This window comes from Burkholderia sp. 22PA0106 (genome assembly GCF_047497155.1).
GTDB lineage: Bacteria > Pseudomonadota > Gammaproteobacteria > Burkholderiales > Burkholderiaceae > Burkholderia.
Genome location: NZ_CP163162.1, coordinates 1,167,828 through 1,193,673 on the forward strand (window position 1 = coordinate 1,167,828; position 25,846 = coordinate 1,193,673).

The 25,846-nt window shown below is 69.1% G+C and carries 21 protein-coding genes; 11 read left to right on the top strand and 10 right to left on the bottom strand.

Translation table 11 applies throughout. From position 1 onward, the window contains the following. The first annotated feature begins 30 nt into the window (after positions 1 to 30). From AB4850_RS05085 to AB4850_RS05095, 3 genes are all read left to right on the top strand, one after another. The gene (locus AB4850_RS05085) at positions 31 to 747 is read left to right on the top strand and encodes an HpcH/HpaI aldolase family protein (protein WP_414441511.1); all 717 of its coding nucleotides are present in this window, start codon (positions 31 to 33) and stop codon (positions 745 to 747) included. A 109-nt stretch (positions 748 to 856) separates the two neighbouring features. Continuing rightward, complete coding sequence (locus AB4850_RS05090; RefSeq protein WP_414441512.1) at positions 857 to 1,624, top strand: DNA-binding transcriptional regulator; 768 nt, start codon at positions 857 to 859, stop codon at positions 1,622 to 1,624. A gap of 267 nt (positions 1,625 to 1,891) precedes the next feature. Further along, positions 1,892 to 3,130: an alpha/beta fold hydrolase gene (locus tag AB4850_RS05095; protein WP_414441513.1), complete on the top strand. Its 1,239-nt coding sequence runs from the start codon at positions 1,892 to 1,894 to the stop codon at positions 3,128 to 3,130. A gap of 31 nt (positions 3,131 to 3,161) precedes the next feature. Here the strand turns inward: AB4850_RS05095 and AB4850_RS05100 are convergent, their stop codons facing one another. Continuing rightward, the gene (locus AB4850_RS05100; RefSeq protein ID WP_414441514.1) at positions 3,162 to 4,148 is read right to left on the bottom strand and encodes a LysR family transcriptional regulator; all 987 of its coding nucleotides are present in this window, start codon (positions 4,146 to 4,148) and stop codon (positions 3,162 to 3,164) included. A gap of 240 nt (positions 4,149 to 4,388) precedes the next feature. Here AB4850_RS05100 and AB4850_RS05105 point away from each other — a divergent pair, with 240 nt between their 5' ends. Beyond that, positions 4,389 to 5,942: a methyl-accepting chemotaxis protein gene (locus AB4850_RS05105; protein WP_414441515.1), complete on the top strand. Its 1,554-nt coding sequence runs from the start codon at positions 4,389 to 4,391 to the stop codon at positions 5,940 to 5,942. Positions 5,943 to 5,985: 43 nt separating this feature from the next. Here AB4850_RS05105 and AB4850_RS05110 read toward each other — a convergent pair whose 3' ends face one another. Then, positions 5,986 to 6,870, bottom strand: a complete 885-nt coding sequence (locus tag AB4850_RS05110) for a hypothetical protein (RefSeq protein WP_414441516.1) — start codon at positions 6,868 to 6,870, stop codon at positions 5,986 to 5,988. A 259-nt stretch (positions 6,871 to 7,129) separates the two neighbouring features. Between AB4850_RS05110 and AB4850_RS05115 the strand changes: the two genes are divergently transcribed. The 6 genes from AB4850_RS05115 (at position 7,130) to AB4850_RS05140 (ending at position 16,945) form a co-directional block, all read left to right on the top strand. Continuing rightward, positions 7,130 to 8,743, top strand: a complete 1,614-nt coding sequence (locus AB4850_RS05115) for a methyl-accepting chemotaxis protein (protein WP_414441517.1) — start codon at positions 7,130 to 7,132, stop codon at positions 8,741 to 8,743. 164 nt (positions 8,744 to 8,907) lie between these two features. Further along, complete coding sequence (locus AB4850_RS05120) at positions 8,908 to 9,264, top strand: hypothetical protein (protein WP_414441518.1); 357 nt, start codon at positions 8,908 to 8,910, stop codon at positions 9,262 to 9,264. A gap of 105 nt (positions 9,265 to 9,369) precedes the next feature. Continuing rightward, entirely contained in the window at positions 9,370 to 14,433 is a 5,064-nt protein-coding gene (locus AB4850_RS05125; protein ID WP_414441519.1) for an AAA family ATPase, read from the top strand. Positions 14,434 to 14,535: 102 nt separating this feature from the next. After that, a complete protein-coding gene (locus AB4850_RS05130) occupies positions 14,536 to 15,198 on the top strand; it encodes a response regulator transcription factor (protein WP_414441520.1) in 663 nt (220 codons plus the stop codon). 146 nt (positions 15,199 to 15,344) lie between these two features. Beyond that, on the top strand, positions 15,345 to 15,734 hold the full coding sequence (locus AB4850_RS05135) for a response regulator transcription factor (RefSeq protein ID WP_414441521.1): 390 nt from the start codon (positions 15,345 to 15,347) through the stop codon (positions 15,732 to 15,734). 131 nt (positions 15,735 to 15,865) lie between these two features. After that, positions 15,866 to 16,945, top strand: a complete 1,080-nt coding sequence (locus AB4850_RS05140) for a sensor histidine kinase (protein ID WP_414441522.1) — start codon at positions 15,866 to 15,868, stop codon at positions 16,943 to 16,945. 68 nt (positions 16,946 to 17,013) lie between these two features. Here AB4850_RS05140 and AB4850_RS05145 read toward each other — a convergent pair whose 3' ends face one another. From AB4850_RS05145 to AB4850_RS05165, 5 genes are all read right to left on the bottom strand, one after another. After that, entirely contained in the window at positions 17,014 to 17,283 is a 270-nt protein-coding gene (locus AB4850_RS05145) for a hypothetical protein (protein ID WP_414441523.1), read from the bottom strand. A gap of 73 nt (positions 17,284 to 17,356) precedes the next feature. Beyond that, positions 17,357 to 17,590, bottom strand: coding sequence for a DUF4148 domain-containing protein (locus tag AB4850_RS05150; protein ID WP_414441524.1), 234 nt, complete (start codon positions 17,588 to 17,590; stop codon positions 17,357 to 17,359). A 79-nt stretch (positions 17,591 to 17,669) separates the two neighbouring features. Further along, positions 17,670 to 17,903 (bottom strand): DUF4148 domain-containing protein, encoded by a 234-nt coding sequence (locus tag AB4850_RS05155; RefSeq protein WP_414441525.1) that lies wholly within the window; start codon positions 17,901 to 17,903, stop codon positions 17,670 to 17,672. Positions 17,904 to 18,189: 286 nt separating this feature from the next. Next, positions 18,190 to 19,938: a cytochrome c biogenesis protein DipZ gene (locus tag AB4850_RS05160; RefSeq protein ID WP_414441526.1), complete on the bottom strand. Its 1,749-nt coding sequence runs from the start codon at positions 19,936 to 19,938 to the stop codon at positions 18,190 to 18,192. Positions 19,939 to 20,144: 206 nt separating this feature from the next. Beyond that, positions 20,145 to 20,624, bottom strand: a complete 480-nt coding sequence (locus tag AB4850_RS05165; RefSeq protein WP_414441527.1) for a DUF3331 domain-containing protein — start codon at positions 20,622 to 20,624, stop codon at positions 20,145 to 20,147. A gap of 558 nt (positions 20,625 to 21,182) precedes the next feature. Here AB4850_RS05165 and AB4850_RS05170 point away from each other — a divergent pair. Then, positions 21,183 to 22,457 carry an epoxide hydrolase family protein gene (locus AB4850_RS05170; RefSeq protein WP_414441528.1) on the top strand — a complete coding sequence of 425 codons (1,275 nt, stop codon included), beginning with the start codon at positions 21,183 to 21,185 and terminating at the stop codon, positions 22,455 to 22,457. Positions 22,458 to 22,618: 161 nt separating this feature from the next. On the opposite strand, the gene AB4850_RS05175 is transcribed toward AB4850_RS05170, so the two are convergent. The 3 genes from AB4850_RS05175 to AB4850_RS05185 form a co-directional block, all read right to left on the bottom strand. Then, on the bottom strand, positions 22,619 to 23,584 hold the full coding sequence (locus tag AB4850_RS05175) for a 3-hydroxyacyl-CoA dehydrogenase family protein (protein ID WP_414441529.1): 966 nt from the start codon (positions 23,582 to 23,584) through the stop codon (positions 22,619 to 22,621). A gap of 31 nt (positions 23,585 to 23,615) precedes the next feature. Beyond that, positions 23,616 to 24,929, bottom strand: coding sequence for an MFS transporter (locus AB4850_RS05180; protein WP_414441530.1), 1,314 nt, complete (start codon positions 24,927 to 24,929; stop codon positions 23,616 to 23,618). A gap of 83 nt (positions 24,930 to 25,012) precedes the next feature. After that, positions 25,013 to 25,780, bottom strand: coding sequence for a FadR/GntR family transcriptional regulator (locus AB4850_RS05185; protein ID WP_414441531.1), 768 nt, complete (start codon positions 25,778 to 25,780; stop codon positions 25,013 to 25,015). Positions 25,781 to 25,846: the final 66 nt, after the last annotated feature.

Consider the following 25,846-nt stretch of genomic DNA (forward strand, 5'->3'; position numbering starts at 1 on the left):
CTTCACCTCTTTTTTCCAGGCCTTATCGTCATGCACGATTCCACGCATCAGATCGGCACGTTCGTCAAAACCGGCGCGCCGCAAATCGTCGAAATCCTCGGCGGCGCCGGCCTTCATTTCGCGGTCGTCGACGCCGAGCACGCGCCGTTTGACCGCGCCACGCTCGACATCATGGTGATCGCCGCGCGCTCGGTCGGCTTGCCGCTGTTCGTTCGGATTCCCGACATTCAACCCGCGACGGTGCAGTCCGCGCTCGATCTGGGCGTGTCGGGCCTGCTCGTGCCGCACGTCGATTCCGCCGACGACGCGCGCCGCCTGGTGGCCCGCACCCGTTTCCTGAACGGCGAGCGCGGCTTTTCCAGCTCGCCGCGCTTCGCGGGATACGGCTCGATGACGATGAAAAACGCCGTCGAGGCGGGCAACGGCACCGCCGTCATGTGCCAGATCGAGAGCCGCGCCGGTTGCGCGGCCGCGCAAGAGATCGCCGCGGTGGACGGGGTGGCCGGCCTGTTCGTCGGCCGCGCGGATCTCGCGCTCTCGTTCGGCCTGACCGATGCGCGCGCGCCCGAAGTCATGCAGGCGACCGTGGACGTGCTCGCCATCACGCGAGCGGCGGGCAAGATCGGCGGCGTCGCGCTGGGCGACGCGCGCGAGCGCGAGGAATTCGCGCGGATGGGGGCGTCGTGGTTCGTGGTCGGTTCGGATCAGTCGCTGCTGCGCAAGGGCGCGCTCGGGCTGATGGCTTGACGGCGCGCGTGCCGGCAAACCGCGATCGTCCGGGCGTTTTTCGCGGATAATTCCTCGCTTCATCAAGGCTCGCGCGCGAAAGCTGCCGGGCACACACCGGGTTGACACGATGGCGGAACGCGATTCGTCGATCCGCGCAGTAGAGCGGGCCATCACCCTGCTGCGCGCGCTGAACCAGATGCCGATTTCGACGCTCGACGGCTTGCATCAATCGACGCTGCTGCCGAAGCCGACGCTGGTGCGGCTGCTGCGCACCTTCGAGGAGCTCGGGTTGGTCGCGCGCGGCGCGCGGCCCGGCGAATATCGCCTGCTCGATGGCGTCAACGCGCTGAACTCGGGGTATCACCACGTGCCGCGCGTGGTCGAGGTGGCCGGGCCGCTGGTGCGCGCGCTGACCGAGAAGATCAAATGGCCGATCGCCGTCGGCATGCTCGACGTCGATGCGCTGGTGGTGCGCTACAGCACGATTCCGTATTCGCCGCTCTCGTTGCTGCACTCGTCGATCAACATGCGCCTGAGCCTGGTCTCGCGCGCGCTCGGCCGCGCCTATCTGGCGTTCTGCTCGGCCGACGAGCAGGCCATGCTGCTGGAGATCGTGCGCCAGAGTCATCATCCCGAAGATCATCTCGCGCAGGACCGCGACGCCGTGCAGGCGATGCTCGACGCCACCCGCCAGCGCGGCTATGCGCTGCGCGACACCACGGTGCGACCGGTGTCGGGCACGCTCGCGGTGCCGGTGATCGCGAACGATTTCGTGATCGCGTCGATCGGCCTGACGTGGTTTTCGTCGGCGTTGACGGTCGATCTGGTCGTGGAGCGGTATCTCGATCAATTGCGCGACGTGTCGCGGCAGATTTCCGCGCAGTTGCAGGCGTAGTTCGGCCACAACTCGACGTCGGGTTCGCCGGCCTCGAGCATGGCGAGAAAAGCGGTCGACGATGCATGGCGGGTGGCGCCCGAGAGACGAGCATCGGGCCGGCTCGAAACCGATTCGCGCTCCCATTCGATCGCCCCGCGATCGACAACCGATCGCACAGCGCGGCTTATCGCACCGCGCTCCTTTGCCTACGATGCCTCCCATGCCGGACGGGCAAACCGTCCGCCCGCCATCGCGCCAAAGCGCACCGCCTCAGGGAGCACCGCCATGCAGATCCAGACCAACGGCCTTCACCTCGACATTCACGTCAGCGACAGCGGCAACCGCGCCGCCGGCAGCCGTGCAAACGCCCCCGCACTCGTGTTCCTCCACTACTGGGGCGGTTCGTCTCGCACCTGGGACGCCGTCGTCGCGCCGTTGCGCGCCCGTTGCCGGACCGTCGCGATCGACCATCGCGGCTGGGGCGACTCCTCGGCCCCAGCCGATGGCTACGCGATGGCCGATCTCGCCCGCGACGCGCAAGCGGTGATCGAATCACTCGCCCTGACGCGCTACGTGCTGGTCGGCCATTCGATGGGCGGCAAGGTCGCGCAATTGCTGGCCTCGTGGCAGCCGCGCGGCCTGGCCGGCGTGGTGTTGGTCGCACCGTCGCCGCCGTCGCCGATGGCCGTGCCCGCCGAGCAGCGCGCGGCGATGGCGCAGGCCTATGCGTCGCGCGAGTCGGTGGGGCAGGTGCTGGACGCAGTGCTGACGTCGCGGCCGTTGCCGGCGGCGTTGCGCGAGCAGGCGATCGCCGACAGCCTGCGCGGCGCGCCGCAAGCCAAGGCCGCGTGGCCTGGCGCGGGGATGCTGGAGGATATCGGCGACGCGGTGGGGAGGATCGACGTGCCGGTGCGGGTGATCGCGGGTGAGCGCGATCAGGTCGAGCGCGTCGAGGTCTTGCGTCGCGAGTTGCTGCCGCGTATCGCGGGCGCACGGTTTGAGGTCCTGCCGGACGTCGGGCATTTGCTGCCGCTCGAAGCGCCGGACGCGCTCGTGCAGCGCATTGGCGCGTTTCTCGATGAACTCGATTCGGCTTGCGAAGCAAATGTGCGACTCATGCCCGAGCAGGTGCCGCAAGCATTCGACGCGGCGTTCAATGCCGGGGACGTCGAGGCGGTGCTGGCGTTGTTCGATGACGACGCCACGATGCGCATGGCCGACGGCATCCACACCGCGCATGGCAAGCCCGCGCTGCGTGCCGCGCTGGGGCCGTTGCTGGCGGGACGCCCGCACATCGTCAACCGCGTGCGGCGCACGCTGACGAGCGGCGACGTCGCGCTGGTGCTGCTCGACTGGACGGTGCGCATGACGCTGCCCGACGGCCGCGAGGCGACGCAATCGGGCACCGCCACGCAAGTGATGGCGCGCGGCGCGGACGGCCGATGGGCGCTGCGGATTTCCAACCCGCTCGGCACCGCCGATGGCGACGGCGCGGGCGACGTGCACGACGCCGTGGCGGCCTGAACGGCTCGAACGGCTCGAACGGCAATAAGGCCTAGCCGCCGCGTCTATGGCCCTTGGCCGTGCCGCCGGCTGCTGCCGCCGTCGGCACGGCCTCGGCTGCCCTCCCAGGCGCGAACCGGTCCCACGCCGGCGCGTCTCCAAACTCGGCAGCGAGGCAATCCACGAAGCGCCGCACCTTGAGCGGCAAATGGCGCGCGCTCGGATACACGGCCTGGATCGTCAGGTCCGGCGCGCGATAGTCGGGCAGCAGCTCGACGAGCGCGCCGCGCGCAATCTGCTCGCCCAGCACGAAGGTCGGCCCGAACGCCACGCCCGCGCCGGCCAGCGCGGCCGCCAGCAGCATCTGCATGTTGTTGGCGGCGAGCCGGCACGGGCCGTCGATCACATGCAGGCGGCCGTCCCGGCCGGCCAGCGTCCAGTCGCCGCCGGACACCGCCTCGCTGAAGCCGAGCCGCTGCGCATGGCGCAGATCGTCGGGATGATGCGGCGTGCCGTGCCGTTCGAGCCAGGCCGGTGCCGCGCAGATCGCCATCCGGCACGGCGCGAGGCGGCGCGCGACGAGACCGGAATCGGGCAGGCGGCCGATGCGCACGGCCACGTCCACGCCGGCTTCGAGCAGGTCCACGTAACGGTCGGAGAGCGCGACCTCCACATCGACCTGCGGATGCGCCTCCAGAAAGCGCGCCACGGCCGCGCCCAGATGCATCGCGCCGAACGTGACCGGCGCGGCCACGCGCAAGGTGCCGCGCGCGGTGCCCTGGGCGTCGCTGGCTTCGCGGCTGGCGTCGTCCCAGGCTTCGAGGATGCGCTTGCAGCGTTCGTAGTACACCTGACCGATATCGGTCAGGCTCAGGCGCCGCGTGGTGCGCTGGAGCAGCCGCGCGTTGAGTTCGGCCTCGATCGCGCCCACGTATTTGCCGGCCATCGCGGCCGACAGCCCGAAGCGCCGGGCCGCGCCCGCCAGGCTGCCTTCCTCCACGGCCGCCACGAACACGCCGATGCCGGTCAAACGATCCATTTTCGCCTCGCTCCGTTTTCAGGTGTCCCGCCCCGCGCGGGCCGGCCAGTATAGCGGCGCGCGATTGATCAGATGATTTCCCGTCAAAATCGCGCCCATCGCGGGTTTTCAGCGCATCTCTCAGGGAATTCCCGCCTGCGCCGGCGCGCCGCGTGTGCCGTCAAGACAGGAGCCGGCGCGCGCACACGGCCGGCGAAGACCACACGACGACCAGACGACCCGACGGCGGACATTCATCCCATGCATTCCTTCACTCTGAACCGGAAACTGACGTCGATGATCGCGATCCTCTGGATCGGCCTGCTGCTGATCGCGGGATTCGGCGCGTGGCACGCGCGCCAGACGATGCTCGACGGCCGCCGCGATGCGCTGGCTTCGCTGATCAGCGAGGCCTATGGCGTGGCCGACTATTACTACAAGCAGTCGCAGCAGCATGCGATCAGCGAGGACGAGGCCAAGCACCGCGCGCTCGATGCGATCGGCGCGATGCGCTACGGCAGCGACGGCTATATCTCGATCAACGATTCGCAGCCGGTGATGATCATGCATCCGATCAAGCCCAAGCTGAACGGCACGAATCTGTCGAGCTTCACCGATCCGAACGGCGCGCATTTGTTCGTGGACATCGTCAAGGCCGGCAACGGGCCGGGCGAGGTGGGCTATGTCGGCTACCTGTGGCCGAAGCCCGGCGCCGACGCGCCGGTCGAGAAATCGAGCGTGGTGCGCCGCTTCGCGCCGTGGGACTGGTACATCGTGACCGGCATGTACATGGACGACATCCGCGCGGCGATGATTCACGACGTGCTGCTGTGGCTGGCCGCCTCAGGCGCGCTCGGCATCGTGTCCACGGTGCTGATGGTGTTCGTGCTGCGCAGCGTGCGGCGCAGCCTCGGCGGCAACCTCGAATCGGCCGTCGATACGGCGCGCCGCATCGCGCAGGGCGACCTGACGGCGCACGTCACGCTGCAGCGCGACGATCGCGCGAGCCTGCTGCATGCGCTGCACAGCATGCAGGCCGGGCTGATCGACATGGTGTCGCGCGTGCGGCTCGGCACCGAGAACATCAACGTGGGCGCGACCGAGATTTCCGCCGGCAATACCGACCTGTCGCAGCGCACCGAGCAGCAGGCCGCCGCGCTGGTGGAAACCGCATCGAGCATGGACGAGATCACCTCGCACGTGCGGCAGAGCGCCGAGAGCGCCTCGCAGGCCGCCGCGCTGGCGGGCCAGGCGGCCGAGGTGGCGACGCGCGGCAGCGACGTGGTGGGCGACGTGGTGCGCACCATGGACGAGATCACCGGCAGCTCGCGCAAGATCGCCGACATCATCGGCGTGATCGACGGCATCGCGTTCCAGACCAACATCCTCGCGCTCAATGCGGCGGTGGAAGCGGCGCGCGCGGGCGAGCAGGGGCGCGGCTTCGCGGTGGTGGCCGCCGAGGTGCGCTCGCTGGCGCAGCGCTCGGCGTCGGCCGCCAAGGAGATCAAATCGCTGATCGACACCTCGACCACCACCGTCGAGCAAGGCGCGACGCTCGTGTCGCGCGCCGGCTCGACGATGCAGGAGATCGTGCAATCGGTGAAGCGCGTCAACGAGATCCTCGGCGAGATCAGCCAGGCCGCGACCGAGCAGAGCACCGGCATCGAGCAGGTCAACCGCGCGGTGGGCGAGATGGATCAGGTCACGCAGCAGAACGCGGCGCTGGTCGAGCAGGCCGCGGCGGCGGCGCATTCGTTGAAGGATCAGGCGGAGGTGTTGCGGGAGGCGGTGACGCAGTTCGCGTTGCCGGCTTGAGGGGGCGGGGCGGTCGTGGTGTTGACCGCCTCCGAGCATCACGTCAACGCGGAGCCGGCGCCGGAGCAGCCGCTGCCGGAGCCTTCGGCAGCGCCAGCATCAGCGCGATCAAGCGCTTCTGATCGTCGAGCCCGGCGAGAAACGCCCAGTCGCGGGCCGGCTGGGGCGTCGCGACAAGCGCATTGCGATAGACGCGGGTTGCCTTGCACCAGGCCACGGGCGACATCGTGGCCTGCTTGCCGCTCATCAGCAGCGCGAGATCGTTGGCGGCGTCGGGGTTCTGCTTCAGTGCCGCCGCGATCGACGCGGAAACGGCGAGCTGGCCTTGCAGGCGCTGGACCGGCGTGATTTGCGGTGCGGGTGAGGTTTGCGTTGCCTCGTGCAGCATATGGCTGATCGCATCCAACTGCGCCCGCAGCGCGGCGTCGCTCTCCGAATTCAACGACAGGTAGCGCGCGATCACCGCGATGAGGTTCTTGTTGCCGCCGCAATCGGCCGGCGCATTGTCGATGGCGCGCTGCGAAATGCGCAGCAATTGTTCGCGATCGTCCGGCGAAATGCGTTCCATGCCGTTGAGCATGCCCAAGGCGCGCATCAAGGCCAGCCGGCGCGTGTCGCCGGGGTTGCCCGGGGCGTTCAGGAAGTAGGCCTTGATGGCCGGGTCGGCCACCAAGGCTTCGGCCCATGCCTTCACGATCCTGGCCTTCGACGGATCGAGGCCGGCGCCCAATCCGCCCAATCCGCTCGGGCCACCGGCGCCCGACGGCGTGCCGAGCACGAACGGCACGCCGGCCGACAGCGGCGTGGCCGGGGCAGGGGCGGTGGCCGCAGCCGGCGGTGCTGCATGGGTGGCGGGTTTGTCGAGATGTGCGCATCCGGCCAGGCCTGCCGTCAAGCAGGCGAGAAGCAAGGGGATTGTGTGTTTCATGTCGGTCGAGACGGTTGAACGCTTCGGGCGAAGCCGTGAGACACCGGATTGGCGCGTCGTGCCGCTGTACGTCGCGGGGCCGGATGAGGTGGACGATTCTCTGCTTTTTGGGCAGGCGTGTCGATGCGGCAATCATTTCCGTTCGTCACGAACGGCGCCCCAGCGCGGCCCGCGCGAATCGCACTCAAGCTCCCCACCGTATCTGCCGTAAACCCTGAGCGTTATCCCTAAATAAATCGACGCTCATCCGTCCCCCAAAATGTTCAGCAAAATCAAGGTTTCAACCGGCTTGCTCTGCGTGCTGATCGCATTCTGCGCATTCCAGCTCGTCACGGCCGCGCTCGGGTACTGGGCGCTCACGCGGACTCACGACAACGTCGGTGAACTGTCGAATATCGCCGTGCGGCAAATGAATGCCGTCAACGAGACGACTCAGCAGTTGATGGACGCCCGCATCAATCTCTCGCGCGCCGGCACGCGCATGGTCAAGGGCGGCGGCGAGCCGGCCCAGATCGTGCAGCACGCGCGCGAGCAGCTCGCCGCCGCCGATCAGAGCTTCGCGCGCTACGTGGCCGCGAGCCGCGAGGGCAGCACCTCGGCCAACGCCGCCGCGCTGGCGGATCGCTACGGCAAGCTGCACGGCGCGCTCGGCGAACTCGCGCAGTTCCTCGACGCCAACAACATCCAGGCCTTCCTCGATCAGCCGACGCAAGGCTTTCAGGATGCCTACTTAAAGGAAGTGCACGACTTCGCAGCGTTCGCCGTGAGCTCGGGCCGCGCCTCGCTCGACGCGATCGACACGCGCGTGGAGGTGTTCAAGATGGTCGGTGCGGCGATCCTGCTGGTGCTCGCGGTGCTGACCGTGGTGATTCACCTGGGGCTGCGTCGCGGGCTGGTCGCGCCGCTGGAGGAAGCCGGGCGTCACTTCGACCGCATCGCGCAGGGCAAGCTCGACACGCCGATCGGCGCGCGCGGCAGCAACGAAATCGGTCACCTGTTCGCCGGCCTCGCCAACATGCAGGCCAGCGTGGCCGGCACGGTCAAGCTGGTGCGCGAATCGGCCGACGCGATCCACCTGGGCGCGAACGAGATCGCCACCGGCAATGCCGATCTGTCGGCGCGCACCGAGAGCCAGGCGGCGTCGCTGGAGGAAACCGCGTCGAGCATGGAGGAACTGACCTCCACCGTGCGTCAAAACGCCGATCACGCCCGCGAGGCGAACACGCTGGCCGCCAGCGCGCTGAGCGCCACGGCGCAGGGCAGCGCGGTGGTCAATCAGGTGGTCGACAAGATGCACAGCATCGCGCAAAGCTCGGACCGCATTGCCGAGATCATCGCGGTGATCGACGGCATCGCGTTTCAGACCAACATCCTGGCGTTGAACGCGGCCGTGGAAGCGGCGCGCGCGGGCGAGCAGGGGCGCGGCTTCGCGGTGGTGGCGGGCGAGGTGCGCGGGCTCGCGCAGCGCAGCGCGCAATCGGCCAAGGAGATCAAGGCGCTGATCAACGAATCGGTCGAACTGATTCGCGGCGGCGCGGAGCTGGTGGAAAACGCCGGCGCGGCAATGGGCAACGTGTCCACCACGATCTCGCGCGTGGCGCAGACGATGGAGGAGATCAGCGCGTCGTCGCGCGAGCAGAGCACCGGCATCGAGCAGGTCAACCAGGCCGTCACGCAGATGGACGAGATGACCCAGCAGAACGCGGCGCTCGTCGAGCAGGCCGCCGCGGCGGCCGCGTCGCTGCATCAGCAGACCGAGCATCTGAAGGCGGCGGTGTCGGTGTTCGAGGTGTCGGACGCGGTGATGCAGCCGGGCGGTGGGGCGGCGATGTACGGCGGTGGCGCGACGCGTTTGTCGCCGCGTTTTGGTTGAGCGGCGGGGCCGACGCCGGCTTCGCTGAATGCATGTTTTGATTCGCCGCTTGTCAGCGGATGAAGCGCCGGTTCTGCCGGCGCTTTTTTTATTTCCAGATCGCGTTTTCATGCACGGGCGGCGCACAGATACATTTCAGTACATGACGTCGGACATCTTTCCGAGTGAAGCCTGGATTGAAGGACGGGTTTCACGCGCATTGCCGTATTGCGTTTGCCGATCAGAATGTGGGACGCATGAATGGCGCATTCAATTCGATGTCGATTCGCCTGAATATCACTCAATCGACTGAGGAATTCATCTGTGCGCGTGAGTTTGTGCCGATGAATGAAGAGCGCCTGGCCGTGATCCGAAATCGCGTGGATAAGCTGGAGCAGCAACGGTTCTGGCGAGATGGTGGCGTGCCGGAATGCCACCGGGTCGCGGCCGGAAATGGCATGCATGGTTATCGGTCGCGCGACCCAAAGAGCGATTTTCATTGCTTCATAGCCAATCGAAAATTGTCAGAAAATATTAATTGAAATGAGAAAACCTGCCGCGGCCGCCGCTATAATCCGCTCGATCTGCTGGTCTTCTCACCGGCATCGCCATGTCGCGATGTCAGTCGTCATGTTTCGATTCGTCCCATGATTGATCTCTTCAAGTGTCGTTTCATCGAGCTTTGCGCCGGCACGCCGCGCGTGGAACGTGCCCATGCGCCGGACGCGACACCGGTGCTGGTGGCCGGGCGCGGCAGCGCAACGCCGGCGGCGGTGGCCGCGCTGCAACACGAGTTCGCATTGCGCGACGTGCTCGATGGGGCCTGGAGCGCGGCGCCGCAGGCGCTGCTGCCTTACGGCGACGGCATGGTGCTGGTGCTGGCCGATCGCGGCGGCGAGCCGCTGCCGAAGGGCGGCGTCGGGCTGCCGGCGTTTTTCTCGCTGGCGGGCGCGATCGTGAAGTCGGTCGGCGAGATGCACGCGGCCGGCATCGTCCATCGCGCGCTGACGCCGCGGCGCATGCTGGCCGATCGCGACGGCCGCGTGGTGCTGACCGGTTTCGGTTCGGCGGTGCGGCGCGGCGAGGGCGCGCTGCATCGCGACGAAGACGCGCTCGAATGGGACGACGACAGCTTCGCCTACATGGCGCCTGAACTGGGTGCGCGCATGAACGTGCGCGTCGACGCGCGCGCCGATCTCTATTCGGTGGGCTGCGTGCTCTACGAACTGCTGGCGGGCGTGCCGCCGTTCGAGGCCGACGACGCCAACACCCGCATCCATGCGCATGCCACGCGCCGTCCGCGCCCGCTGCCCGAGGTGGCCGGCGGCGTGCCGCGTCAATTGTCGCGGGTCGTGCTGAAACTGCTGGAGAAGGCCCCCGAGCAGCGTTACGCGAATGCGGCCGGGCTGCTGGCCGATCTCGCGCGCTGCGAGGATCTGTATCGTCGCGACGGCCGCATCGATCCGTTCGCGCTCGATACGCGCGCGGCCATGCAATCGCTGCGCGAGAGCGCCCGCGTGGTGGGCCGCGAGCACGAGGTCGAGGCGCTGGTGGCGTCGTACCGCGAAGTGGCGTCGCGCGGCCGGTCGCGCGTGGCGTGGGTGTCCGGCCCGTCGGGCATCGGCAAATCCACGCTGCTCGGCGAGGCGGTGGCGCGCATCCAGCGCGAGGGCACGCCGCTGCTCGCGCGCGGCAAGAGCGAGGAGGGCCGGCGCGGCACGCCTTACGCGATCCTGATCCAGGCGCTCGAACCGTTGCTGCAATACGTGCTGGCAAGCCCCGACGACGCGTTCGAGGCCTGGCGCCAACGGATTCGCGAGGCGGCCGGCCCGGCGTCCCACACCCTGAGCGAATTCCTGCCGACGCTGGCCGCCGTGCTCGGCGCGCAGCCGCTGCCGGCGGCCGACGAGGTGCAGCCCGCGTTCGAGCGCGAGCGCGTGCTGCAGGGCATGGCGCGCCTGATCGCCAGCTTCGCTACGCCCGAACGGCCGCTGGTGCTGCTGCTCGACGACTTGCAATGGGCCGACACCGGCACGCTGCAGGTGCTGGAGCGCGTGCTGCTGCAGCACGGCGAGGCTGCGATCGCAATGATCGGCGCGTTTCGCGGCCACGAACTCGGCGAAGGCCATGCGCTGCATGCGTTGCTGGCCGCCGAGCGGCTCGCCGCCGTCACGATCGCGCTCGGGCCGCTCGACGGGCTGGCGCTGCACGAGCTGGTGGCCGGCGCGCTCAATGGCGATGCCGCCGCGCTCGAACCGCTGGTGGCCGAGATCGACCGCAAGTCGGGCCGCAATCCGTTCTTCGCGCGCCATCTGCTGCGCGTGCTGGCCGACGACGGCCTGCTCGACTACGACCACGACGTCGCCACCTGGCGCTGGAACCTCGAACGCATCACGCGCCATCGCGGCCTCGACGACATGCCCGGCCTGCTCGCGCACACGCTGGAACAATTGCCGCCCGCCGCGCAGCGGCTGTCGCGCCTGCTGGCCTGCCTCGGCGACCGCGCCGGCAGCGGCCTGCTGGCGGTGGCGGCCGGCATGGCGCCCGACGAGGTGGCGCGCGAGCTGCAACCGGCGCTCAATGCCGGCAGCGTGCTGCGCGATGGCGAGGATTACGTGTTCGGCCACGACAGCATGCGCGAATCGGCCTATGCGTCGATCCCCGAAGCGCAGCGTGCGCCGCTGCATCTGCGCATCGCCCGCCGGCTGCTCGACCACCCCGGCACGCAAACCGACCCGTTCGCGATGGCCGCGCAGCTCAACCTCGCGCGCACGGCGGTCGACAGCGCGAGCGAACGGGCCGCGTTCGCCGCGATCAATCTCGATGCGGGCCGGCGCGCCAAGGCGGCCACCGCGCATCATTCGGCGCTGGTCTATTTCCGCGCCGCGCTCGATTTCCTCGGCGAGCACGACACCAGCGAAACCGGGCTGGCCGCGCGGCGGCTGTGCGGCGAGGCCGAATTCATGACTGGCGCGCTCGACGCGGCCGAGGCGCGGCTGGCCGCGCTCGAACCGCTGGCCGGCGACGGCATCTTCGGCGCGGATCTGGCGCGCCTGCGCGCGGCGCTCTACACCACGCTCGGCCGCTACGATCTCGCGCTGGCCGTCGGGCTATCGTTTGCGCGGCGGGCCGGCATCGACGTGCCGCTGCATCCCGGCGAGCCCGACGTGCACGAGGAGTACCTGCGCGTGCGCGGCTGGCTCGACGTGCACGGCGTGGACGGCCTGCGCGCGCTGCCGCTGGTGGACGATCCGCTGCGCCGCGCGATCATGGACATCTTCGCCGACCTGATCCCGCCCGCGCTGTTTACCGACGCGAACCTCGTCGACATGATGGTGCTGCGGCTCGTGATGCTGTCGATCGAGTACGGCCACTCGGACGCGTCGGCCGACGTCTACACCTGCATGAACCAGATTTTCGGCGTGCGTTACGGCGATTACCGCTACACGCTCGACTTCGGCCGGCTCGCGCTGCATCTGGTCGACGATTGCGGGCTGTCGCGCTACCGCGCGCGCGTCTACATGGTGTTCGGCGTGTTCGTGGTGCCGTGGACCTTGCCGGCGCGTTCGGCGCGCGACTACGTGCGGCGGGCCTATGCGGTGGCGCTCGAATCGGGCGACCACACGTTCGCGAACTACTGCAATCCCAACGAAGCAACCGGCATGATTTTCGCGGGCGAGTATCTCGACGAGATCCGCGAAACCGTGCAGCGCGGGCTGGTGCTGGCGCGCGATTCGAATTTCCAGCTCGTGATCAACGCGCTGCTGGCGCAGTCGGCGCTGCTGGCGCGCCTGCAGGACGATCCGCCCGCGCGCCGCGAACCGCCCGCGCCGGTGCCGGTCGAGGGTGCGCCGGCCACGCTGGTCGATGCGGCGTATTGGGTGTACCGCCTTCAGGCGGCCGTGATGTTCGGCGAGCAGGCCGAGGCGCTCGAAGCGCTGCGGCGTGCCGAAGCCTGCGCGCAGGCCGGGCGTTCGTTCGCCGAGAGCGGCGATCTGGCGTACTACGGCGCACTGGCGCTGATCGGGCTGCCGGCGCGCAGCGCGGCCCAGGAAGCGGCGTTGCAGCGTCATCGCGCGCAACTGATGCAGTGGGCCGAAGCCTGCCCCGAGAATTTCGTGGCGCGCCGCGAACTGGTGCAGGCCGAGGCGCTGTGCGCGAGCGGGCAGGCCGCGGAGGCGGGCGCCGCCTACGCGGCGGCCGTGGCCCACGCGCGCCGGCACGGCTTCGCGCAGGTCGAGGCGTTCGCGGCCGAGCGTGCGGCGCGTTTCCATCTGGCGCGCCACGAGGACGTGCCGGCCCGCGCCTATCTGCGGCACGCGCGCGGCGCCTGGCAGCGCTGGGGGGCGGTAGCCAAGGTGCGGCAGTTGCAGGCCGCGCACGCCGAGGCGTTCGAATCCGATTCGCGCGCCTCGATGGCCAGCCGTCTGCAGGAACTCGACGTGCAGGCCGTGCTGCGCATTTCCAACGCGCTGGCGCGCGACATCGTGCCGGCGCGGCTGGTCGATACCGTGCTGCGCACCGCGCTCGAGAATTCCGGCGCAGGCTACGGCGTGCTGGCGCTGCGGCGCGACGACGGCTGGCGCGTGCCCGCGCAGGCCTATGTGCGCGAGGGCGAGGTCAGCGTCACGCAGGAGCCGGCCGGCTTCACGCCCGACGTGTTGCCCGTGTCGCTGGTGCAGGCCGTCGCGCGCAAGCAGGACGGCCTCGTGATCGACGATCTGCGCGATGCCCCGGCGTTCGCCGAGGACGACTACGTGCGCCGCTACCGCCCGCGCTCGGTGCTGTGCGTGCCGCTGATGCGCTACGCCACGCTGGTCGGCGTGCTGTATCTGGAGAACAAGCTCGCGTCGAAGGTGTTCACGGCGGCCAAGGCGGCCGTGATCGAGGTGATCGCCGGGCAGGCCGCGTTCGCGCTCGAAAATGCGCGGCTCTACGAAGCGCTCGGCGAGCAGTACGACCAGCGCGCCCGCGCCGAGGAGCAGTTGCGCAACGCGCTGGCCGAGCTGGGCCGCGCGAGCCGGCTCAAGGCGATGGGCGAACTGGTGGCGTCGATCGTGCACGAGGTCGGGCAGCCGATCGCGGCGGTCGACACGTCGGCCAGCGCCGCGCTGCGCTGGCTGAACCGCACGCCGCCCGACATCGACGAGACGCGCGAGATGCTCCGCTACATCAGCATGAGCGCGACGCGGGCCAAGACCATCATCGAGGCGCTGCGGGCCAAGGCGCGCAAGGCCGAACCGCAATTCTCGACGCTCGATCTGTGCGATGCGCTGCGCGAGGCCGCGGCACTGGTGGCCGGCCAGCTCGAAACGCTGGAGGTGGCGCTCGAGCTGCGCGGGCTCGACCAGCCGGTGCAGGTGCATGGCGACCGGATCCAGCTTCAGCAGGTGGTCATCAACCTGCTGATGAACGGCGCCGAGGCGATGACCGCGCTGGATGCCCGGCCGCGGCCGCTGGCGCTGGCATGCACGGCCGACGAGGCCGGCTGGGCGCGCGTCAGCGTGCTCGATCATGGCAGCGGCATCGATCCCGAGGTTGCCGGCCGCCTGCTCGAACCGCTGTTTACGACCAAGGAGAACGGCATGGGCATGGGCCTCGCGATCTCGCATTCGATCGTCGAGGCGCACGGCGGCACGCTGACGCTGGCGCGGCGCGAGCCCGAGGCCGGCACCCATGCGAGCTTCGTGCTGCCGCTGCAACAGCCCTGAGCCGGGCCGCGCGCGCCGTCTCGCGGTGCGCGCGCCCATTTCGCCATTTCGATTTCGGGCCGCGCCTGGCGCGGCCGCTTCACTGACGACACCGACGCGACGATGCCATCTTCCCGCCCTTCCCATGCCGCTTCCCGACCCGATGCCCGGATCGTTCATATCGTCGACGACGACGAACTCGTGCGCGGTTCGCTGTCGGGGCTGCTGCGCTCGATCGATCTGGAGGTGCGCGCGTTCGCCTCGATCGAGGAGTTCGTCGCCGCGCCGCGCCACGACGGGCCTGCCTGCCTGGTGCTCGACGTGCGCCTGAAAGGGCAGAGCGGGCTGGCGTTCCAGCGTACGCTGCTCGACGACGGCGCGCCGCACATGCCGATCATCTTCATGACGGCGTACGGCGACATCCCGATGACGGTCAAGGCGATGAAGGCCGGCGCGGTCGATTTCCTGGCCAAGCCGTATCGCGATCAGGACATGATCGATGCGGTGATCGCCGCGCTCGAGCGCGATGCGGCGCGGCGCGCGTCCGATCTCGCGCTCGGCGAGACGCGCACCTGCTGGGCGTCGCTGACGCCGCGCGAGCGCGAGGTGCTCCAGCACGTGGCCGACGGGCTCATGAACAAGCAGATCGCGGCCAGCATGGGGATCGCCGAGATCACGGCCAAGATCCATCGCGGGCAGGCGATGCGCAAGATGAATTCGCGCTCGGTGGCCGAACTGGTGCGCAAGATGGAGGCGCTCGGCATCGAGCGGCTGGCGGCGCGCTGAGGCGCGGGCCGGGTCGCGCCGGGCCGCGCCAGCCCGACCCTATACTTCGATATGATGGCGGCCCGGCTGGCGGCCCGCTATTCTGGGCTCCCGGACGACGGTCTGCCTGACCGGCTCGTTCCCCGGAGTTTTGAGCGAGAGTCCTTTTGTCCGTAGCCGTCCACCAGCTCGTATCCATCGTCGACGACGATCCGTTCGTGCGCGCCGCCACCAGCAGCCTGGTGCGCTCGTTCGGCTGGCAGGCGCGCGTGTTCGAGACCGCGGATGCGTTCCTCGCGTCGGAGGCGCTGGCCGACACGGCCTGCCTCGTCTGCGACATCCAGATGCCCGGCCTCGACGGCATCGACCTGCTCGCGCGGCTGGCCGCGCGCGGCGTGACTATTCCCACCGTCTTCATCACCGCATTCGCCACCGGCCGCACGCTGGAGCGCGCCCAGGCGAGCCGCGCGCTGTGCCTGATCGAGAAGCCGATCGATGCTTCGGAGCTCGAAGCATGGATCGGCCGCGCGCTGGGGCAACCGCCCGTTTCGAGCTGAACCTGAACCTCCGCCATGCCGGGATAAACCTTGGTAGGGGGTAAGCGCCCTGACGTCTGATAGCGCGCCACCGGGCGCGCATGGTGTCATGCATTCCGTGCCTAAGACCCCATCCAGACGGGAGAAACGGAATGAACAGAACCCTGACGCTGTTGCGCCTCAATGCCTCCGAAGTGCTGGCGCGTCCGCGCGCGCTGGTCGCGACGCCGCTCGTGCGATGGCGTGCGCGGCTGCGCTCCGCCGCCGGTCGCGGGCATCGCTATGCCGCGCTGCTGCGAATCGCTTTCATGCTGGCCACGCTCGCGCTCAACGCCATATCGGCCATCGCCATGCATCGTCCGCTCGCGCATCTGCTGATGATGGCGGTGGCGATCGTGCCGGGCACCGGCTTCGCGCTGATCGCGGCGGCGAGCCTGGCGCGGCTGCGCGCCCAACGCCGCCGCGTGATGCGGCTCGCGGCGCGCATCGACGCGCACGGCCGGGACGGCGCGCGCGGTGTCCTGCCGGCCGACGGCACGCCGGTGCTCGACCGGCTGATCGGTGCGATCAATGGCGCATGCGCGCAGTTCGCCGAGCGCGAAGCGGAAATGCTGGTGGTGCAGGCGGCCTACGCGCACGACCTGCGCACGCCGCTGACGCGCCTCGGCCTGCGCGGCGAGATGCTCGACGACGCGGCGCTGCGCGAGGCGGTGGCGGCCGACGTGGCCGAGATGAACGAACTGGTTGAGGCGAGCCTGGCCTGCGCGCGCACGCAGTCGGTCGGTGTCGAATCGCCGCGCCGCATCGATGCCGACCGCATGCTCGCCGCGCTGATCGACAACTATCGCGACGCGGGGCGCATCGTCGAACTCGACGGATGTGTCGGCCGGCCGATCGTGTCGTGTCCGCATGCGCTGCGGCGCGTGCTGATGAACCTGATCGACAACGCGCTGCGCTACGGCTCGGACGTGCGGCTCAGCGTGCGGGTGGACACCCGGCAGCTCGTGCTGGCCGTGCTCGATTCGGGGCCGGGCATCGCGCCGTCGCAACTGGCGGCCGTGTTCGAGCCGTGGTATCGCGCGCCGGAATCGGCGAGCAAGGCGAAAGGTTCGGGGCTGGGGCTGGCGATCGCGCGGCGGCTGGTGCGCGCCATGCGTGGCGATCTTCAACTGCGCAATCGTTGCACCGGCGGGCTGGAGGCGCGGCTGATCCTGCCGCTGGCGCCGGGCTGAGAGGCGAAGCGGCGCGCGTCCTGCATCCAGCACTGCGAAGCAGAACGGCGCGCCGTGGGTCGACATCTTCAGTGATGCGCATAGGTCGAGGCGGTGTCTTGCCAGGCCGTGCGCACGCCCGATTCGGAGCTGGCGAGGCCCTCCGAGCCGTAGGACGTCGTCGCCATCCACTGCGCCGCTTCGGCATGCAGCGTCTGGGCGCTTTGGCCGCGTTGCGACGCGGGAGCGCCGGCCAGCGGATCGTAATGCGGTGCGGGGCCGTAGCCGCTGGCGAACGCGGTCGAAGCGGCGGCAAGCATGCCGACGGCGATGGCCGCGGCGAATCCGATCTTGATCATGATGCGATTCCTCCAGTTATCCTGAATATTCCGAAAAAAGAGCGGCGCGCGGCGGCGCGCGCCGCTGCGATGCTCAACTGCCGCGATAGAGGCTGCGCAGCGCGGCGATCTGGCCGTTCTGCTGGGCCTCGACCAGTTGACGGCGCACGTCGGCGCGGGTCAGCGGGGCGTTCATGGCGCGCGAGACCTGCTCCTCGGCGCTGACCTGGGCGGGTGCCGATTGAGCCGGTGCGGCGGCGAACGCGCTCGATGCGGCGGCGAGCGAGGCGACGAGGGCGAACGAGACGGCGAGCTTCGAGACTTGCATGATGTTTCTCCTGGATGGATGAGGGGGATGCGTAGATGCGTGATGCGGGTCTTGCAGGCGTGGCGCGCTGGTGCGGCGATCAACCGCCGCGATAGAGGTCTTGCAGCGCGGCGAGCTGACCGTCGTGCTCGGCTTCGATCAGTTGCTGGCGCACCTCGGCGCGCGTCAGCGGCGCGTTCATGGTCTGGGCGACCTTGGCGGCGGTGCAGCCCTGGGCGGGCGCCGATTGGGCCGGTGCGGCGGCGAACGCGCTCGATGCGGCGGCAAGCGAGGCGACCAGGGCGAACGAGACGGCGAGCTTCGAGACTTGCATGATGTTTCTCCTGAAACGTGGTGGATGATTCAACGGTGAGGGCTTCGTTTGCTCGGCGGCGCGTTGCGTTTGCTGCCGGCGTGAAAGCATTACAACCGGCCCACGTATCGGGTGTATTTCTGCGCGAGGGTTTGTTGCATGCGCATGTATCGCCTGCTCGGGCGGATACGTTGCGAAACACATTGCCTGTCCGGTGGGGCGCCGTGGCGCATGCAGGAATGCATTCGCCCCGAACCGCGTGTGGCGCGATTCGGGGCGAAGGGCGGGCGCGCAAGGCGCGGGCGAATCAACCGAACGTGAAGCTGAAGGCCTGCGCGCCGGGGTCGAGGAATTCGATCGTGAACGTGTGGTCGCGCACCGGCCCGCGCTGCCGCACGAGTTGGTAAAGGCGCGCGGCGTTGACGATGCCGCTGCCGTCGGCGTGAATGTCCGCGCCATGCGCATCGCCGGGCGGCGCGCCGTCGATGGCGACGCGAATGCGCACCGGCCGGCCGTCGGCCCCGGGCGCGAGCACGAGGTGCAGGTCGCGGGCATGGAAGCGATAGACGATCCGCGCGCCCGGCGCCGCGGCCACCGCCGCCTCGGCGCCGACCCGCCAGGTTCCGCCGAATCCCCACGTATTCAGCGCCGGTTGTGCCGGTGCGCTGTAGCGTGCATCGCGATCGGGCCGGACCGGTTCGGGCGAGGCGAAGCCCTGCGCCTGTCGGTAGCCGACGTAGGTTTCGCCCGAACCGATATCGTCGGCGTCGGCCGGCGCCAGCGCGCCGCCGGCCGATGCCGCCAGGCCGCTGCCCGGCGCTGGCGGCATGGTGCGGCCGCTGCCGGCCAGCAACTGCCGGATCACGCGATCGGCCTCGTCGTAGCCGCCTTCGCCGAAGTGGTGATAGCGGATCCGCCCGCTTGCATCGGCGATATAGAAGGCCGGCCAGTACTGGTTGTCGAACGCTTGCCAGACGCGGTAATCGTTATCGGTCGCGACGGGGTAGCGGATGCCGAGGTCGTTCAACGCACGCCGCACGTTGCCCGCCTCGCGCTCGAAACCGAACTCCGGCGTATGCACGCCGATCACGACCAGCCCGTCGCGCCGATAGCGCGCGTCCCAGCCCTTCAGATAGGGCAGCGTGCGCAGGCAGTTGATGCACGAGTAGGTCCAGAAGTTGACGACCACGACCTTGCCGCGCAACGCGTCGCGTGTGAGCGGCGGCGAATCGAGCCAGGCCGTCGCGCCGTCGAGCGCGGGCAGTTCGCCTTCGTCGGGCAGGCGCAGCGGCGCTTCGGCGGCCTGCGCGGCCGGCGTGCGATCGGCATGGGGCCGGTCGAGCAGGCCGACGAGGCGCGTCTCGATCCGGTTGGTGGGCGGCGAGGGCAGTTGCGCGAGCGCTTGCGTATCGACGCCCAGCGCGATCGCGCCGCTGGCGAGCAGGACGCTCGCGCCGGTGATGCGGCGCAGGCGCTCGCTCATGCCGGCGCGTTGCCTGAGCGCATGCAGCGCGCGCCGGCCGAGGCCGGAGACGATCAGCAGCGAGGCCGCGCCGCCGGCGGCATAGGCGGCCAGCGCCGCCACGGTCCGCCAGCCGAGGCCGTGCAGCGCCGTGCCGCTCAGGATCAGGCCGAGCACCGGGCCGGCGCACGGCGCCCAGAGCAGGCCGGTGGCGATGCCGGTCAACGCCGCCGCCGCCACGCGATAGCGCGGGCCGAGTCGTTGCGAGCGGCCGATGAGCCCGTTCGCAGCGTTGGTCAGCGGCCCGGCGATGCGCGTGGCCACGGTGGGAAACAGCAGCGCGCAGCCGAACAGCGCGAAGCTCGCCAGTGCGATCGTGCGCCCGTAGCGGCTGAACTGGGCGATGCCGCCGAGGCCCGCCGCGCCCAGCCCCGTGATCAGCGCGAAGCTGGCCGCGAGGCCGAGCAGCAGCGGCAGGCGGCTGCGAACGAAGGAAACGTCGGTGCGTGCGAAGACGAACGGCACGACCGGCAGGATGCAGGGGCTCAGTACCGTGAGCGCGCCGGCAAAGAAGGCGACGATGAGCAGCGACATGATCGTTATCCGGGTCAGGGGCGGGGAGCCGCGCGGCGGCGCGATGGCGACGGCCGGCGCGGCGCGGGTGACACGGAAGCGATTTCAGCGTGCGGATGTATCCGGGGCATGTCCGCCGTGCCGCGCTGGCGCAAGCGCGTGTAACGGCGCGGGGGCGAGACACATGGCGATACAAATCGGCGGGGACGGGAGGGCGCGAGCGAGACTCAGTCGGCCGGCGCGTGACGACGCGGCGCATTTTCCACCGGCAACTCAATGCCGGTGTCGAGCGCCGACGACAGGATCATCCACGGGTACTCGGCCGGCACGTTCGCGTCGCGCTTGCGCGGCCGGAACACACGGCTGCCCTGCGCGATCTCGCGGCCGGTCAGCGCACACACCGCATGCTCATGGGCCAGCGCCGCGTGCCAGATCTGTTCGGTGTACTTGCCGAAGCGCGAATCGCTCCACGTCACCGTGATCGAACCCGACGGCAGCCGATCGATCACGGCGACGTGATCGGGGCAGCAGTGCGCATCGAAGCTCGGCGACAGATTGCGGGCGGCCGGTGCGGCACGGCGGGCGGCGCGTTGCCGGACCGGCCGCTCGAAGCGCAGGCGGGCGGGCGGAAACAGCATGTCGAGCAGCGCGCGCGCCACGATGTCGTCGTTCGCGAGCGTGGGCAGGTCGTGGGAGGCCAGCATCATCGAGTTCTCTCCGGTGGGCACAGCGTGTAGTGGGTGGCATCGGTCGCGACGCCGGGCGGGCCGGATCAGGGAGGCGGATCGTTGCGGATGGCGATTGCATGGCACTGCGAATCGATCGTGAAACGCCGTTGAACCGGTGAGGAAAGCATAGCGGCGGCATGGGCCTGTCTTCCATGAGACCTGCATCTGCCCGTTCCCATGCCTTGATATCGACGCGCTCATACGTTCGTATGAGAAGCAGGGCGCGCCGTGCCTCGGCGCGGCGATCGCCGGCCGCGCGAGTGCGGCGCTGCCGCTTGCGCGGAAGCGCTTGAATGAAAAGAAGGAATTCGATCGATGCGGCAGCGGGGTGCATGCGAAACGTTCGCGGAGATGTCATTCAACGCGGCGTTCGGCCGGCCATGCGGATACAAACCGGTACGTGCCGAACACAAGCCAGATACATCGAATCTTTCCAATGGCTGTCACCGCAGCGGCTGCCTTGCATCGCGACGCGTCCGAGGCGCGATGAGCCGGCAACGCGGTTCGATCAATCACTGGAAAAAAGGATAACGAACGATGTCTTCCTCTGCGTTCTCACCGATGCGCCGCCACCTGCTGGGGGCTTCCATGGCCGCCGGCGCGCTGGGCCTGGTGCCCGCCGCCGCGCGCGCCGCCGCTGCCGCCACGATTCGTCCGTTCAGTGCGCGGGTGCCCGACGCCGATCTGGCGGACCTGCGCCGCCGCATTGCCGCGACGCGCTGGCCGTCGCGCGAAACCGTCGCCGACGAATCGCAGGGCGTGCGCCTCGCGCGCATGCAGCAACTGCTGCAGTACTGGGGCAGCGATTACGATTGGCGCAAGGGCGAGGCCAGGCTGAACGGCTTTCCGATGTTCATCACCGAGATCGACGGCCTCGACATCCAGTTCATCCACGTTCGTTCGCGTCACGCCAATGCGATGCCGCTGATCATGACGCACGGCTGGCCCGGCTCGGTGTTCGAACTGCTCAAGGCGATCGGCCCGCTGTCGGACCCGACCGCCTACGGCGCGAGCGCCGACGACGCGTTCCATGTGGTGGTGCCGTCGCTGCCGGGGTTCGGCTTCTCGGGCAAGCCGGCCCGCACCGGCTGGGATTCGAACCATATCGCGCGCGCCTGGGGCGAACTGATGGCGCGGCTCGGCTACACGCGCTTCGTGTCGCAGGGCGGCGATTGCGGCTCGGTGATCTCGCACCGGATGGCGATACAGAAGGTGCAGGGCCTGGCCGGCATTCACGTCAACATGCCGGCGACCGTGCCGCCCGATATCGCGCGGCTGCTGCAGCTCGATGCACCGGCTCCCGCCGGGCTGTCGCCGAAGGAGGCGGCCGCCTACGCGAAGCTCGGTACGTTCTATCGCGACAACTGCGGTTACTCGGCCATGATGGTCACGCGCCCGCAGACGGTCGGCTATGCGCTGGCCGATTCGCCGGCCGGGCAGGCCGCATGGATGTACGACAAGATCTCGCAATGGACCTACAGCGGCGGCGTGCCCGAGCGCTCGCTGACGCGCGACGAGATCCTCGACGATATTTCGTTGTACTGGCTGACCGATTCGGCCACCTCGGCCGCGCAGATCTACTGGGAGGATCACTCGAACAACTTCAACGCCGTCGATATTTCGCTGCCGGCCGCGATCACGGTGTTTCCGGGCGAGATCTATCAGGCGCCGCGCAGTTGGGCCGAACAGGCCTATCACCGGCTCGTGTATTTCAACGAGGTCGACAAGGGCGGGCACTTCGCGGCGTGGGAGGAACCGTTGCTGTTCGCGCAGGAAGTGCGGGCCGGTTTTCGGCCGATGCGGCGGGGGTGAGGGGGCGTGTCGGCTCGTGGCGCAGTGCCGGCGGCGTCCATTTCGCGGATGCTGCCGGCGCGGTGCCGCCTGTCACCGGGTCGTTGCGAGAACGCGGCGGCCGTGGCTCGGCGCGCACCGGTTCGGGTCGTTCGGGTGCGTGGCCTTGGTGTTTGCGCCGCTCACCCCTCGAACGGCGGCGCCCCCAACGTCTTGCGCAACTGCATCAGGCTCTGATACGCCCGGTTGCGATACGCCGCCAGCGGCTTGGCCGCGTCCGGCGCGATGCCGAGAAAGCCGCCGCCGCTCTTGAGCCCGAAGTCGCCCGCCTCCACGCGCGCCTTGAGGCCGGCGGGCACCGTGAAGCGCGGGCCGTATTGCTTCTCGAGCGACGTATACGACGCCGCGTACACATCCAGCCCGGCCATGTCGGCGATCGCGAACGGCCCGAACAGCGCGAGCCGGAAGCCGAACGAATTGCTGACCACCTTGTCGACGTCCTCGGGCGTCGCCAGCCCTTCCTCGACCACCGCCACGGCTTCCTTGAACAGCGCGAACTGCAGGCGGTTCGCGACGAAGCCGGCCACGTCGGCCACGCGCGCGGTCACCTTGCCCGCTTCCTGCACCAGCGTTTCGGCCGCTTCGAGCATGGCCTCGGGCGTGTCCTTGCCGGGAATGATCTCCACGGCCGGCACGAACGGCGCCGGGTTCATCCAGTGCACGCCGAACAGGCGCTGCGGCGTGTCGAGCGCGCGGGCCATCTCGTGGATCGGGATCGCCGAGGTGTTGCTCGCGATGATGCAGTCGGGCCGCACGGCCGCCTCGATGCGCTTGAGCACGCTCAGTTTCAGGTCGAGATTCTCGGGCACGACCTCGGCCACGTAATCGACTTCGTGGCCGACGGCCTCGATCGAATCGGCGGCCACCAGGTGGGTTTCGAGGAGGGCCGTGCTGCCTTCGGGAAACAGCGCGGCCTTCTCGAACGCGGCGCTTTCTTCCAGCAGCCGGGCGCGCGCCTGTTGCGCACGCAACGGGTCGGCGTCGGTCAGGTAGACCTTGCGGCCCGTCAGTGCGAGGCATTGTGCGATGCCGCCGCCCATGTAACCCGTGCCGACAACGGCGATGGTCTTGATGGTGCTTGTCTTCATCGGTCAGATCCGGTGTGTGGGGGAAGAAGCCTTACATGTCGAGATGCGAGCGGTCCGGCATCAGGCGCAGCGCGATGGCCGCGACGATCGCGCCGAACAGCAGGTAGGCGGCGACCGCGTAGCCGCTGCCGTACCAGGCGAGCAGGGCGGTGGCGACCAGCGGCGCGGGGCCGCCTGCCACCACCGAGGCGAGCTGGTAGCCGATGCCGGCGCCCGCATAGCGGATGTTGGCGGGGAACTGCTCGGCGATCAGCGAGGCCTGCGCGCCGTATTGCAGCGAGTGCGGCAGCATCGACAGCGCGATCGCGAGGAACACCAGCGCATGGTTGCCGGTGTTGATCAGCGCGAAATACGGATAGGCCAGCAGCGCGAGCGCGGCGCAGCCGAGGTAATACATGCGGCGGCGGCCGACGCGATCCGACAGGATCGAGAAATACGGCAGCAGGAACATGTCGAGCACGGCCGCGGCCACGGTGCACCACAGCACGAACTGGCGGTCGAGGCCCACCTGGCGCGTGGCGTAGTCGAGCGTGAAGGCGGTGAACACGTAGAACGGCATCTGCTCCGACATGCGCAGGAATGCAGACAATACGATCTCCTTCGGAAACTTGCGGATCGCCTCGCGCACCGGGTTCGCGACCACGTTGCCGGTGCGCTGCTGCCTGGCGAATGCCGGCGTTTCCTGCACTTTCATGCGCACCACCAGGCCCACCACGATCAGCACGAAGCTGGCGAGGAACGGAATGCGCCAGCCCCAGGCGAGAAACGCGTCGCCGGCCACGGCGCTGCCGGCGATCATCGCGACGGTCGACAGGATCAGCCCGACCGAGGTGCCCATTTGCGGCCATGCACCCGACATGCCGCGCTTCTTCTGGTCGCCCCATTCGATCGACAGAAGCGCCGAGCCGCCCCATTCGCCGCCCACGCCGATCCCCTGCAGCACGCGCAGGATCACCAGCGCGATCGGCCCGATGGCCCCGGCTTGCGCCGACGAGGGCAGGCAGCCCACCAGGAAGGTGGAAAGGCCGGTGATCAGCAACGTGATGACGAGCGTGCGCTTGCGGCCGATGCGATCGCCGAAATGGCCGAAGATCGCACCGCCGATCGGGCGCACGATGAACGCCACTGCATAGGAAGCAAACGAATAAAGCAGGCCGAGCTGCGGGCTGACGTTCGGAAAGAACACAGGCGGGAACACCAGCGCGGCCGCCGCGCCGTAAATGTAGTACTCGTACCACTCGATCGACGTGCCGATCAGGCTCGCCAGCGCGGCATTGCGCCGGTGGCGGCGCAATGCGTCATCAGATTGGGAATCCTTAATATTTACGGCGCTTGTCTGGCTCACGGCCTATCTCCTGGTTGATTCGCCGGTTCTCTGCGTAACCGTGCGATGGGGGTACGGAGCGGCGCGCGGCCGCCCCGGGTGTATCAGATCGCGCTGGCGGGCAGGGCCGCGAGCGCTTCGATGCGTTCCTGCAGCGCCGCGCCGTCGGCGGCCGTCATGGTCTGCACCAGGCGGCGCGTCGCGCGCACCATGTGCTCGTGCATCGCGATGCGGGCCTGGCGGCCATCGCGCGCGACGATCGCTTCGTAGATCGGCACGTGGTCGACATAGGCGGCTTGCGGTGTGGTGGCGCGCGACAGGTTGCGGCCGATCCAGCTCATCGTCAGCGAGCGGATGCCGCGCAGCACGTCGCGCAGCACGGCGTTGTGCGCGGCTTCGGCGATCGCGAAGTGGAACGTCAGGTCGGCCTCGCTGAACGCCTCACCGCTTTGCGCGTCGCGCATCGCGTCGAGCGCGGCCTTGATCGGTTCGAGATCCGCGTCGGTGCGGCGCTGCGCGGCCAGATCCACCAGCAGCATCTCGATGTGCCAGCGCGCCTCGACGAATTCGGTGATGTCCTTGGTGCCGAACAGCAGCGCCCATTCGACCGTCTTGAACAGCGCGCTCGGATCGTTGCCCTTGAAATAGCAGCCGCTGCTTTGCCGCACGTCGAGCACGCCGCGCGATTCGAGCAGCTTGACGGCCTCGCGCACCGACGAACGGGCGATGCCCAGTTGCTCGGACAGGCGGGTGACCGACGGAATCCGGTCGCCCGGCTCGACCGCGCCCGACAACAGGAAGTCGAGCAGGCGCTGGGCGATCCGTTCGACGGTCGATTCCGCGCGCACGCTGTCCAGTTTCGTCAATTCCATCGTCGCAGTCTTCATGGTCGGGCCGGCTTTGCTGGGTTCGGGATCGTTATCGGTTCAACCGGTCAA